The organism is Sulfuricurvum sp., assembly GCF_036279695.1.
GTDB lineage: Bacteria > Campylobacterota > Campylobacteria > Campylobacterales > Sulfurimonadaceae > Sulfuricurvum.
Genome location: NZ_DASUIQ010000010.1, coordinates 85,317 through 97,701 on the forward strand (window position 1 = coordinate 85,317; position 12,385 = coordinate 97,701).

General features: G+C 48.2%; 12 protein-coding genes. 1 reads left to right on the forward strand and 11 read right to left on the reverse strand.

Going from position 1 to position 12,385, the window contains the following annotated elements; translation table 11 throughout:
* Positions 1-4: 4 nt before the first annotated feature.
* Genes VFW36_RS01445 through tlyA form a run of 3 tightly spaced genes read right to left on the reverse strand, consistent with a single transcriptional unit; the run spans position 5 to position 2,260 of the window.
* Positions 5-682, reverse strand: coding sequence for a F0F1 ATP synthase subunit A (locus tag VFW36_RS01445; RefSeq protein ID WP_329657044.1), 678 nt, complete (start codon positions 680-682; stop codon positions 5-7).
* Positions 683-741: 59 nt separating this feature from the next.
* Positions 742-1,569 (reverse strand): bifunctional riboflavin kinase/FAD synthetase, encoded by an 828-nt coding sequence (locus tag VFW36_RS01450; protein ID WP_329657045.1) that lies wholly within the window; start codon positions 1,567-1,569, stop codon positions 742-744.
* Positions 1,550-2,260: a 23S rRNA (cytidine-2'-O)-methyltransferase TlyA gene (gene tlyA / locus VFW36_RS01455; protein ID WP_329657046.1), complete on the reverse strand. Its 711-nt coding sequence runs from the start codon at positions 2,258-2,260 to the stop codon at positions 1,550-1,552. Before tlyA ends, VFW36_RS01450 begins: the two co-directional genes overlap by 20 nt.
* Positions 2,261-2,346: 86 nt before the next feature.
* On the opposite strand from tlyA, the gene VFW36_RS01460 reads away from it, so the two are divergent.
* Entirely contained in the window at positions 2,347-3,540 is a 1,194-nt protein-coding gene (locus VFW36_RS01460) for an NAD(P)/FAD-dependent oxidoreductase (RefSeq protein ID WP_329657047.1), read from the forward strand.
* Here the strand turns inward: VFW36_RS01460 and ligA are convergent.
* The 8 genes from ligA to VFW36_RS01500 all read right to left on the reverse strand — a co-directional run.
* On the reverse strand, positions 3,466-5,553 hold the full coding sequence (gene ligA, locus VFW36_RS01465) for an NAD-dependent DNA ligase LigA (RefSeq protein ID WP_329657048.1): 2,088 nt from the start codon (positions 5,551-5,553) through the stop codon (positions 3,466-3,468). The two genes, VFW36_RS01460 and ligA, sit on opposite strands and share 75 nt — an antisense overlap.
* The gene (locus VFW36_RS01470) at positions 5,550-6,515 is read right to left on the reverse strand and encodes a tetratricopeptide repeat protein (protein WP_329657049.1); all 966 of its coding nucleotides are present in this window, start codon (positions 6,513-6,515) and stop codon (positions 5,550-5,552) included. The genes ligA and VFW36_RS01470 overlap by 4 nt, the downstream gene beginning before the upstream one ends.
* Before the next feature lie 90 nt (positions 6,516-6,605).
* Positions 6,606-6,974 carry a hypothetical protein gene (locus tag VFW36_RS01475; protein WP_329657050.1) on the reverse strand — a complete coding sequence of 123 codons (369 nt, stop codon included), beginning with the start codon at positions 6,972-6,974 and terminating at the stop codon, positions 6,606-6,608.
* A 135-nt stretch (positions 6,975-7,109) separates the two neighbouring features.
* Entirely contained in the window at positions 7,110-7,613 is a 504-nt protein-coding gene (locus VFW36_RS01480; protein WP_329657051.1) for a hypothetical protein, read from the reverse strand.
* A 235-nt stretch (positions 7,614-7,848) separates the two neighbouring features.
* A complete protein-coding gene (locus VFW36_RS01485) occupies positions 7,849-8,184 on the reverse strand; it encodes a hypothetical protein (protein ID WP_329657052.1) in 336 nt (111 codons plus the stop codon).
* A 253-nt stretch (positions 8,185-8,437) separates the two neighbouring features.
* Entirely contained in the window at positions 8,438-10,657 is a 2,220-nt protein-coding gene (locus VFW36_RS01490) for an endonuclease MutS2 (RefSeq protein ID WP_329657056.1), read from the reverse strand.
* 13 nt (positions 10,658-10,670) lie between these two features.
* Positions 10,671-11,981, reverse strand: coding sequence for a UDP-N-acetylmuramate--L-alanine ligase (murC, locus tag VFW36_RS01495; protein ID WP_329657053.1), 1,311 nt, complete (start codon positions 11,979-11,981; stop codon positions 10,671-10,673).
* Positions 11,978-12,385: hypothetical protein (locus VFW36_RS01500; protein WP_329657054.1), on the reverse strand; the 408-nt coding region annotated here is incomplete at its 5' end. The genes murC and VFW36_RS01500, both read right to left, overlap by 4 nt.

A 12,385-nucleotide genomic window follows, 5' to 3' on the forward strand; every position in this document is an offset into this window, starting at 1 on the left:
GGTCTTAGTGGTCGTCGTGAAGAAGAACCGCACCACCGAGGTAAACGTAGGTGAGCATCATAAAAATGAACGCTTGCAAGAATGCCATGAACGTCAACAATGCAAACGGTACGATTGGAAGAATCCATGGAGCCAACATCAACAATACCATCAAGAACATGTCGTCCCCTTTGACGTTACCGAACAATCGGAAGCTCAAAGAGATGATACGAGAGATGTGTGAAACGATCTCAATCGGGAACATCAACCATGCCAACCACCATACAGGACCCATAAAGTGTTTGAAGTAGCTGATAAGTCCATTACGACGAATACCTTCGAAGTTATAGTACGTGAAAACTACCAATGCCAATGCAAGGGTAAAATCCAAAAACGCACTCGGTGCTTCAAAACCCGGGATTACCCCGATAACGTTAGCGATACCGACGAAAAGACCGATAGTAGCGACTAGAGGAAGATAACGACGTGCTTCCGCTTTACCCATAACGTCCGCACCCATAGCAAGAACACCGCTAAGATACGCTTCCATTACGTTTTGTGCTCCGCTTGGAACAAGACGGAGATTTGAAGTCGCCATTTTTGCGATAATCAACACGATTGCCGCTGTAAGCAACATGTGTGTGAGAAAAATGAACGTATGTTCGTGGCTGATAAGGCCGAAGAAGGTAAACAACTCACCCATAAGTAGCGTTCCTTTGCATGAAAAATTAGCGGGATTTTACCCTAAGAGAGATTAAATTCCTATAAACTCAGATGTTTCAGTTCACGTCGTGCGTTTAAAATATCATCACCTATCGCTTTTTTAAGCTCTTCGAGTGAATTAAACTTCTGATTTTTGCGTAAAAATTTGACAAAACTAATCGTCGCACGTTCACAACTGCCGATATTTTCGCTCAAAATATGGCTCTCAATCGCATAAGTGCCATCGGTGGTGACGCGATGCCCCACAAAAACGACCGAAGGGTGGAAATGTTCTTCCTCATCAATACGGGTCAATGCCGCATAAACCCCCTCATACGGAAGCAAATACCCCTTGCATTCGAGGTTGATGGTGGGGACGAGATCGGTTTTCCCGATCCCCTGCCCTCGGATCACCTTCCCCTTAACACAATAGTTGTGTCCCAAAAAGCGGTTAGCTCCGCTGATGTCGCCGATTTGGATTTTGTTGCGGATTTTGTGCGAATGGACCGAATCGTTCTCGATACACACCTGATCGATCACGGTGACCTCTCCTTCGAACAACTCGCCCAACGAAGCATGGGAGTAACGGCGGTTTTTCCCGAAATGAAAATCATATCCGACGACGATTTTACGCAAATGGGGAAAACGCTCTCGCAGCATCGCGACAAACTCCTCCCCCTCCAAGTGACGAATATCCTCTAATGAGTAATAGACAATCGGATAGTGGGTGTAGTGTTCGCGTTCACGCCCGGGGGTAAGGTTGGCATATCCCGTCTCGATGACGACGATAGCCCCGTTTTTCCCCAGTTCGTTAAAAAGTTGCTGATGCCCGATGTGCATCCCGTCAAATCCGCCGATGGCGATCGCATCAACCTTTGACAAAGCCATAACACGTCTCCTGATTTCCCTCTTTGCCGGCAATATGAGCCACCTCTTTGGCAATCAATTTCCATCCCATCAAGGCGCACGCATCTTCGAGACGGATCATCGCCTTCCCGATCGCTTTGTCGTCTTTCACCACCCCGTTTTTATCCCGTTTCACTTCACGCCCCACTTGAAACTGCGGTTTAAACAAAAGAACGATGTAGTTCGAAGCAAGTTTATCGATCGATTCAAGGATCAGTTCCAACGGGATAAACGCAACGTCGCACGTCACTATATCAAACGGAGTTTCAGCGCTAAAGGAGCGGATGTCGGTATTTTCATGGACGATTACGCGTGAATCGCTCCGCAAGGAAGGATGAAGCTGATCGCTCCCCACATCGACACAGGTGACGCTCTCCACACCGTTTTCGAGGAGTATTTGGGTAAATCCTCCCGTAGAGGAGCCGATGTCGAGTGCACGAAGGGTATTCAGGTTCCATTCGGTATGAGGGAGAAACCCTTTGAGTTTAATCGCCGCACGGCTCACATAGATTTCGGTATCGGCGACTTCGACAGCCATCCCCTCCGCTACGTCGAACGAAACTTTATCGATAATTTTCCCCTCTACGCTCACAGCGTGCTCTTTTATAAGGGCTTGCGCTTTCGTACGGCTCTCTACAAGGCCGTTTTCTACCAAATAACTATCAAGTCTCATCGTGTTCCATTATATTTTAAGTACGTTATCGTGACATAATTTTGTTTAGGATACCATTGCGAATCAGTTTTAGCTCAAGGGTTCAAATGCAATCAGTTCATGTAGTCATCATCGGAGGGGGGTATGGGGGTATCCGTGCGATGGAGAGACTCGCCAATCACAGCCGTATCTCTATCACCCTCATCGACAAGAACCCTTACCACTATATGCAAGCCGAAGTGTACGATTTTATCGCCAACAAGGTCGATATGTCGGCGGTGATGATCGATCTCCCCTCGCTTTGCAAAAGCTTCGGTTTAGTCGACTTTATCTGTGAAGAGGTAAACGGCATCGATACCGCCGCTCAGAGCGTTTCGACACCGACATCAACCATTTCTTACGATCACCTCATCATCGCGACCGGAAGCCGAACCTATTTTCCCGATTTTATCAGAGGGCTTCGAGAACATACCCACGGGGTCAAAAGTATCCCCTCTGCACTCGATTTCAAACAGCAGTTTGAACGCTCCCTCCTCAACCGTATCGAAGCCCAAACACGCGGTTGTGAAGTAGAACCGTTTAACATCGTCATCGGCGGAGCGGGACTCTCTGGGGTAGAGATCGCCGCAGAGATGGCGGCGTATGCCAACCATTTTTATCAAAACGGCAATTTCGGATGCCGCGGGGTGGATGTCTACCTCATCGATGCGTATGAATCGATTCTTTTCGGAATGGATCCGTTTTTGATCCAAAATGCCCACGATCGGCTGATCCAGTTGGGGGTTCATGTCTGGCACAACAACCGTATCAGCGAGGTGCGCGCCAATGAGATTCTCCTCGATAACGGCAAAACGCTCAGCTTCGAGTTTATGATCTTCACCGGAGGGATCGCTGCCTCGACGCTGACTCAGCATCTCGGATTTGAAACAACCCCTAAGGGGCACTTGAATGTCGATGAGAACCTCAATATCCCCAACAATCCGAATATCTACGCTATCGGCGATATAACCAATGCCCTTGATGAGAACGGCAAATTTATCCCGCCGACCGCACAGCTCGCCGAACGGGGAGCCGAGTGTGTGGCTAAAAATATCCTCCGTACCCTCAGCGGAAAAGCTAAACAACCGTTTCGATATAAAAATCAGGGGGTGATGATCGCTCTGGGAGGCGAATACGGGGTGGGATTACTCCCTGGAGGGATCAAAGTAAAGGGCTACCTCGCCTATTTAATCAAAAAGACTATTTTTCGGCTTTACACTAGCCCCTTGCGTCACCGATCCGCTATCGGAAAGCGCCGATAATTCTTGAGCTGGATTCCCGCCTTCGCGGGAATGACGATCCCCGTCATCCTCGGACTTGATCCGGGGATCCATCTTTTCTCTAAATTCCGATTCAGTAAGAAGTGTTACTCCTAATTCCACCGCTTTATCATACTTGCTCCCCGCATCTTCACCGTACACGACATAGTCTGTCTTTTTCGACACGGAGGAGGCAACTTTCGCCCCTAATTCTTCCAATATCGCTTTGATACTATCACGCGGTACTGACATCGAGCCCGTGATGACGACACTTTTGCCTTTGAACGGGTTTTCGTGAGCTTCGATTTTTACAGGCGCTACGGGATTTAAAATCGCTCTCAACGTCTCTATTTTCTCACTATTCACACGGACAAATTCGAGGATTGACTCAACCATCTCCCCCCCGAACCCTTCGAGTGCCAAAATCTCTTCACGGCTTGCCGTATCAAACGCCGTTCCAAATGCACCGCACAACGTTTTGGATGCCACTTCGCCGATATGCTCGATCCCCAGCGCATTGATAAATCGCCAGCAATCGCACCCTTTGACCGCCGCAATCGCATCGATGAGATTACGGCTTTTTTTCTCTTTGAACCCCTCCAAGCTAAGGAGCTGTTCCATCGTGAGACTGAAAAGGTCACTGAGTTCTCGCACCATCCCAGAGCTGTGAAGCGCTTCGACAATCTTATCCCCTAACCCGTCGATGTTGAGACACTGTTTCGAGGCAAAATAGATGATCGAGTTCACCACCCGCGCTTCGCACCCCATGTTTTGGCATTTGATGAGCGCCCCCTCATCGAGAAGCTCGCTTCCGCATACGGGGCACTGCGTCGGTCGGGGGATGATTTGCTCATTTCCGCTCCGCTCCGCCGTAATCACTTTGACGATTTTAGGGATGACGTCACCGCTACGCAGGATGATCACCTTGTCCCCGATTCGGATGTCTTTACGTGTGATCTCATCGAAATTATGGAGCGTTGAACGCTCGACCGTAACCCCTTCTATATCTACAGGCTCGACAATAGCGACGGGAGTTACCACACCACTGCGCCCCACCTGCATGATCACCTCTTTGAGCGTGGTGAGTTTCTCGATCGCGGGAAATTTGTACGCCGCCGCCCAACGAGGGTTTTTGACCGTATAACCCAATTCGTCCTGAACGGCAACGGAATCGACCTTGATCACCATCCCGTCCAACAGCATCGCGAAATTATCTCGCTCAACGCGCATTTCATGGTAAAAGGTCTCGATCTGGTCGGCGCTCTCGCACAAATGGGTCATGTGGGGATTTCTAAAGCCCAAAGCGTACACCCACTCCATCCGCTCCGAGAGATTTTTGATCTCTAGCACATTAGCCCCGATACCGTAGGGCATAAACACCAGACGGCGTGACGCGGTGATACGGGTATCGAGCTGACGAAGACTCCCCGCCGCCGCATTGCGGGGGTTAGCAAACAGCGATTCGCCGTTGCGTAAACGCTCTTCGTTGATCTTCTCAAAATCCTCTTTGAAAATCACCACCTCGCCCCGTATTTCAATCCGCCCCGTATACTCGATACGAAGAGGGATCGACTGGATCGTTTTGGCGTTTTGGGTGACATCTTCCCCCTCTACCCCATCACCTCGGGTAATCGCCTGCACCAATGTGCCGTTGTCATAGATCAGATTCAGACTCGCCCCGTCAAACTTCGGCTCACAGTAAAAACGGACATCCCCGTACCCTTTCGTGATACGGTTTACCCACGTCTCCAACTCGTCTCGGTTAAAGAGGTCTTCGAGGCTCCACATTCGGCTGAGATGCTGTGCCTTGTCGAACTTGTCCTGCGGAACATCCCCTACCCGCTGTGTCGGAGAATCGCTGATAATCTCGCTCGGATGTTCATGCTCATACGCCACCACTTGGTGATAGAGGATGTCGTACTCTTCATCGGTCGTAATAGGATCATCGAGGACATAATAGTGGTAGGAGTATTTTTGAAGTTGTTTTACGGCATTTTGGTATTCGCTCTGGGTCATTTCTCTATCTTTTTATCTAAATAATTTTCAATCAGCTTCCACATTTTGTCGGGTTCTTTGAGCATCATTTTTACTTCTTCTTTTTGGGTCAAAGAGAGCTCTTTGGCTATCGTATCGCGTATCTCTTTGGCCGTTTCGCTACCGTTCTCGACCGCCATCTGCAATAAAGCGTACGCGATAACGCTGTTTTTAATGATTCCGTTTCCGAACACAAACATCAGCCCAAGATTTGTTTGCCCTTCCGCATTCCCCTGCTGTGCCGCTTTGATGTACCATTTAAACGCTTTTTTGGGCTCTTTTCTCCCCTCATACATTTCGGCTAATCGTACTTGCGCGTCGGTGTATCCGTGTAACGCCGCTTTGTGAAAGAGTTCAATCCCTTGAACATCATTTTGGATCACCCCCTGCGCTCTCACATACATCAACCCTAACGCGGTTTGTGCGGGGGCATGATCTTGGTCTGAGGCTTTGCGATACCAGTGCAATGCTTCTTTGTAGTCTTGCTCGACACCTCTGCCGGCATAATACATCTCGGCGAGATTAAACTGGGCATCGGGATTGCCTTGTTCCGCCGATTTATGGTACCAGTGGAGGGCTTCCGTCTCGTTTTGCTCCACCCCTCTGCCGCTCTCGAGCATCCATCCAAAGGCATTTTGGGCGATAGCATCCCCTTTTTTTGCCGCTTTTTGGTACCAATGCGCCGCTTCCGTATCATCGGGAGCCACACCGTATCCGTACTCAAACATCTCACCCAGATTGGTTTGTGCGGGAGCGTATCCTTGCTGTGCGGCTTTGGTGTACCAATAGAGGGCTTGTGCGTAGTCTTGTTTGACGTAGGTGCCGTTGTGATACATCACACCGAGCTTATTTTGGAGCATTACATCCCCATCTTCCGCCATTTTGACTATCTTTTTAAACCGTATAGCATGTACGATGGGATTAATGAGCTTAGTTAGGAACACCTAATCCTCCTGCATTTAGTTTCGAGTTATTCTTGTTATTTTATCGTGACAAAACCTAAAGGATAGACTCAGAATGAATAAATATGAATCTCATCCATTGAGTAAATCATATTCTTCTTTTGCTGACTTGGCAATTTTTTTGGCACTTTGTATCAAGAATTCATAACGTGCTAACGCTTCATCTAACGTTTTTTCCGCTTCTTCTAAAGAATATGCTCGTGAACTGTCGATACTCTCATGTGCTTTTTGGAGATACTCTTTTTCGCTCATCGTGTTCCAATAGCGATAATCATGGAGTTGTTCATATTCGAGAGCGCTGAGGACTACCGCTTCGGGTTTGTTGTTTCGCAGTACGCAGATTTTATCCACTTCGTGGCTTGCAAGTTTGGAGAGGACTGCTCCAAAGTTTTTGGCGACATCGGTCGAACTCATCAGTTCACTTGGTTTATAGGCTACCATCGTAATCTCCCGTGTAATCTTACGGAATATTATACAGGAATTTTGGAAAATCTACGAATCCCGTCATTCCCGCGAAGGCGGGAATCCAGCTTTGTAGTTTCTCGCTCCCACTCTCCTGAGTGGGAGTATATAGCATTAGTCTGCATTCCCACTTGGAAAGTGGGAACAAGACAAAATATCATTTTCAATGAACTCAATAGTTACGATTGCAGCACTAGGTATTTCCTGAAAATTGTTTGCTACTAGTATATGTTCATCATCCTCAGGGACAGCTGGATATGTTGCAAAATCCTTAACTCTATATATTGCAACATTACATTTCTTGAGTAGATCGATTGACAATGTATAGATATATCCTTTGGAGTGTTTTCCCCCCTCTAACGCGTAAAATCTTGCTCTCTCTTTAATGGGAGAGGTAGATACTCCAGATGTCGGATATCCTTTCTGATTCCACTGATGTAAAATGACTGTATTATTAATAGACTTTCCTGCAACCACACCTGAGCCACAAACAGCATGTGGATCGCCTGCACATACATAAGATGGGAATTCAAGCCCAGACTTTTCTAATTTAGGTTGTATTTTTCCATTCAATAAATTATATAGTTCTTCATTAACTCCACGAAACAGATAGCTCATAAGTACCTCATATGATATTTAACGTTTAAAATGCATTTTATTCTCTACCTATTCTCGCTCCCACTCTCCTAAGTAGAAGTGTAGAGTATTAGTCTGCATTCCCACTTGGAAAGTGGGAACGAGACAAAAAATTAAATCTTTTGGTAGAGGCAAAAAATCGGCTACAATTTTCAAATCTCCGATTGGTTCATCTGTATATTTAACGGTTTTCTTCATAAGTTTTTTTTCCTTTCCCCTATGTATTCCAGCCACCTGTCAATTCATTATAGCCACCCCAGTCAGTATTAATTTCGTTCATGATTTCATCTGTTGTATCATTAAGACTCCAATACTTTACAACTAGCCTTACAAATCTTTGGATAAGATATTTTTTTGGTAAATAATTTTTATTTCTTTCTGCATATTCAAGTATCACTCTAGAATATTTTTTTATAGAATTTTTATTTTTACATTCATCAAGTGATATTAATAGTTGCTCATCAAAATTATAGATAAATTGATTGTTTTTTATATAGAATCTATTATCAAGTTTATCTAGCCATGCTTCATATTCATGCAAAGAGCTTGTCATAAGTTGAACCCTTAATTATTTATTCAAATTTTAAAGATTTTACTATGAAATGGGGAAGTTTGCAAGAGGAGAGGGAAGCAAGATATTTTGTCATGCTGAACTTGATTCAGCATCTAAAGTGTATATTAGATCCTGTATCAAGTACGGGATGACGGAGAGTGTTTCATTCGTGGTGAGCCTGTCGAACCATGAACACGCTATCCGTTTACCCTTCGACAAGCTCAGGGCGAACGGAAAAAAAGATAACAAATACTTAGAGACGGACGATCTTCGCCCCGAACCCGCCCAAATGCTGAGGCGCATCGGAAAAGCTTTTGACACTCGGATGAGCTTTTAAAAACTCTTTGACTGCGTAGGAGAGTTTCCCCGTTCCGATCCCGTGATAGATAATCACCTCATCGAATCCCTGCAAGAGCGCATCGGAGAGGAACTTGTCCATCCGCTCACACGCCTCTTCCCCTCGTAATCCATGAAGATCGAGTTTGAGACCGCTTTTTTGATCGATCTGTGAGGTGACGGTGACCTTCGGTTTTTTCGGGAGGTTGCCGCTGGGTTTAAGATCGGTGAGTTTGACACGTAACCGCATTCCCTCCACCTCGATCATCGCATCTTTCGCCCCGACGCTCACCACCGTACCGCGTTGAGATCGGTATTTGACCACCTGCCCTACTACGTAGTGAATCGGCTCTGGTTCGGCGATTTTGATCGGCTCAGGTTTTGGCAATTTTGCCTGCGCCTTATTTAACTGACGGTGGATTGCCGCCATATCATGACCCCGCGCCGCCTCTTTCGCCTCACGGATCGCTTCATCATACCCTGCACGGAGTTTCGATTTCTCACTATCCAGCTCAACGCGCAAATACTCCCGTGCCTCTTTGAGTGCCGTTTCTTGGGATTTGAGGGTTTCGAGTCGCTCATCCACCTCGCGGTTTTTCCGTTTCAGCTCACGCTCCAACTCGCTCCCTCGCTCGATCAGGACGCTCAGTTTTTCGTGGTTCTCACCGTAGAGCGATTTGGCGCGGGTAATGATGGCGGGATTGATCCCGTAGCGTGACGCCGTCTCGAACGCATAGCTCTTACCGATCACCCCTTGTAAAAACTCATAGGTCGGGAGACGCCGCTCTTCGTCATACAACGCCGCCATCAACTCCACATCGTCCCGATCCGCCATCAATGCCGCGAGCCGTTTGTGGTGGGTGGTGACGATGATCTTTTGCCCCCGCTTGATCAGCTCGTCTAGGACGATGGCAAAGAGTGCCGCCGCCTCGTCGCTGTCGGTTCCTAGCTCGATCTCATCGACCCCGACGAGGGCGCTTTTATGCTCGAAGAGATGGCTAAACTGCACCATCCGCCCCGCGAAGGTGGAGATGTCGTTGCTGACACTTTGGGGATCGTCGATGACCGCTTCGATCCGTTTGAAACTCCCGATCCGCGATTTGTGAGGGTTGATCTTCATCGGGATGAGATATTTCGCCATCAATGCCGCCGAGAGAAGCGATTTGAGGAGCATCGTTTTACCCCCCGCGTTCACCCCCGTAATCATCAGGAGGTTGGAGCGGAAATCGACGCTAATCGGTTTGGGTTTGTGGATGGCGGGGTGGGAGAACTCTTCGAGGACGATGTCGCCGTTGTTTTGGGGTTTTAGGATCGCAAAATCACGCGCGCGGGCAAACAACACCCGCGCTTGATAGTGATCGTATCGGTCGAACTCGCGATCGCAAAAGCCGATGAACGGGACGAGGTTGGAGAGTTTGGCTGAAAATCGTTTCGCATACTCGTAGAGTTTCGTTTCCCTCTCCTGCATCACATAGCGCAATTGCTCTTTGGAACGGAGTACCGAATCGGGGGCGACGTAGAAAAAGCCCGCACCCGTCCGTCCGACCACGGAGCCTTTTAGGACGTGGTTGAACCCGCCCCGAACCAAGAGGGTCTCTTCGTCGTTGATATAGTGGATTTGGGTATCGACGAGGTAGGGGGTCAGTTTTTGGGTGTGGAAGAGGCGCTTGATGGAGTCGTTGATCTCCGTTTTGATCGCTTTGATCCGCTGTGCTATTTTATGGAGTTCTTCGTCACGCGATTCGATAAAGTTCCCCTCATGATCGAAATACTCATCGATCTCGGCAAACACTTCGGGGATGATGATCGTCTCCATCCACTCGCCAATAAGACCTGCGAAGTTGTGGTTGCGCATCAGCCGAAAATAGCGGACGACTTTGAGGAGTTCATGGATCTCTTCGAAGCGCAATACACCCTGCTTTTTGAGGTGGTTGATGATAGACTCAAATCCTACGCTTTTGGGAGGGGCTTTGAACTCCAACGCATCGAGGGCTTGGATATAGCGGTAGTGCCGCTCCTGATCCCCTTGCATCGCGATGTTTTGTTCACGGGAGAAAAACTGCTCTAACGAGGCGATATGGGGAAGAAGATCAAGCTTGCCGAAAAGCTCGGCGAGATTGGAAGAGAGGGAACTCATTGAACTCACAATCTCACTTGGTTCCGCGAAGCTGATAGGTCAAATCCCCCGCTCCGAATCCGACAATGAGATCACGGTCATACGTTTTGAGAATCGCATCGCCTCTCACCGTCTCGATGGTATCGCCTGCACGGTGAAGTTTGTCGCACATCGTGAGGTTGTAGTGTCCGAAACGCCCCTCAAAGTCGATCTCACGAGGCTCTTCGCTCGCCGCCCAAACCGGGAGGATAACGAGTTCATCACACCCTTCGAAACACGCAACAAACGCATCGAGATTATCGATCGTTCGTGAATATTTATGCGGCTGCCAGATCGCCACGATACGCTCAAACCCTTTGAGTTTGGCATAGGTGGTGAGCGATTCCATCGTCGCTTTGATCTCGGTCGGGTGATGGGCGTAGTCGTCGATGATGACGCGATCAGACCCTTTGAAAATCACATCGAAGCGTTTTTTGATCCCTTTGAAATGGAGCAAATTCGCTCGGATAGCCGCGACACTCATCGTCTGAGCCGCCGCTAAAATCGCGAGTGACGCATCCATCGCGATATGTTCGCCGAATCCCCACACTTCGAACTCTCCCATATTTTTGAGGGTAAAGCGGGTATAAGGCTCATCGTCGAGGAGGATATAGTTGATGTTTGAAATATCTTTGCTCGGATAAAGACGGATCGCATCGCACTCGAGTGTCGCCATGTAAGGGTCTTCAGCATTGATGACCCGCACGGGAGCCATCTCGACGAAACGGCGATAGGCATTATGAAACTCATCAAGGTTGTAGTGGTAATACTCCATGTGCTCAGGTTCGGCATTGGTGACGATGGAGCAGTACGGGTTGGAGTTGAGAAAACTCCCGTCGCTTTCATCCGCTTCGAAGAGCATGACGTCGGTGCTTCCGTCATAGCGGACGTTGGAGCCGAAATCTTTGGACTCTGCACCGATGATCGCGCTTCCGCTCATGATCGAGGCGAGAATCGCCGTTGTCGTACTTTTGCCGTGCGCTCCGCATACCGCGTAGACTTTTTTCTCTTTGAGGATACGCAGAAGCGCGTCACGACGATGGAGGACTTCGATCCCTCTGGCTTTTGCTTCTACCACTTCGACGTTTGTATCTCGGATGATCGCCGAGTGGATGACGAGATCACACCCCTGCGGGATATTTGCCGCATCATGACCGATAGAGACTTTGATCCCGCGATCGATTAGACGTTGGGTGATATGGGTCGCTTTCATATCCGAACCGCTCACCTCGTGACCGCTGAAACGGGTGTATTTTGCCAAACCTGAGATGCCGATTCCGCCGATACCGATAAAGTGGATTTTCATTGCGCAATCTCCTTTTTGAAAAAACTGATATAAAATTTACCGCCCTCTTGGGTCGCTGCCATATCGACGTACTCATCGATAAAATCATCAAACGGGATTTGCGCGTCACACCCTGCACGATGGATCTTCATCGCTTCACTAAATGCTTCATCGTTGCTGATTCCGCCGAGGACTTCGAACAATGCGCTCGCATCGGTCGCGCTCCCCGCACTGTAGTGCTCGATTGCGTATTCGTACAACGCCCGAAGGGTTGCGAAATCCTGCACTTCGTTCATGTCAAGTTTTTCGAGATTTTCCAACGCATTGGTGAGACGCTCCAACGCCAAATCGAGGATATTGGCATAATACGCCATCAATGTATCTTCATCGAATGTCTCATGGACTTGGGCTTCTAGGACATAGAG

Bases quoted from the DNA above. Each gene is read 5' to 3' on its own strand.
- VFW36_RS01445 (WP_329657044.1), bottom strand. From the start codon at position 682: ATGGGTGAGTTGTTTACCTTCTTCGGCCTTATCAGCCACGAACATACG.
- VFW36_RS01450 (WP_329657045.1), bottom strand. From the start codon at position 1,569: ATGGCTTTGTCAAAGGTTGATGCGATCGCCATCGGCGGATTTGACGGG.
- tlyA (WP_329657046.1), bottom strand. From the start codon at position 2,260: ATGAGACTTGATAGTTATTTGGTAGAAAACGGCCTTGTAGAGAGCCGT.
- VFW36_RS01460 (WP_329657047.1), top strand. From the start codon at position 2,347: ATGCAATCAGTTCATGTAGTCATCATCGGAGGGGGGTATGGGGGTATC.
- ligA (WP_329657048.1), bottom strand. From the start codon at position 5,553: ATGACCCAGAGCGAATACCAAAATGCCGTAAAACAACTTCAAAAATAC.
- VFW36_RS01475 (WP_329657050.1), bottom strand. From the start codon at position 6,974: ATGGTAGCCTATAAACCAAGTGAACTGATGAGTTCGACCGATGTCGCC.
- VFW36_RS01480 (WP_329657051.1), bottom strand. From the start codon at position 7,613: ATGAGCTATCTGTTTCGTGGAGTTAATGAAGAACTATATAATTTATTG.
- VFW36_RS01485 (WP_329657052.1), bottom strand. From the start codon at position 8,184: ATGACAAGCTCTTTGCATGAATATGAAGCATGGCTAGATAAACTTGAT.
- VFW36_RS01490 (WP_329657056.1), bottom strand. From the start codon at position 10,657: ATGAGTTCCCTCTCTTCCAATCTCGCCGAGCTTTTCGGCAAGCTTGAT.
- murC (WP_329657053.1), bottom strand. From the start codon at position 11,981: ATGAAAATCCACTTTATCGGTATCGGCGGAATCGGCATCTCAGGTTTG.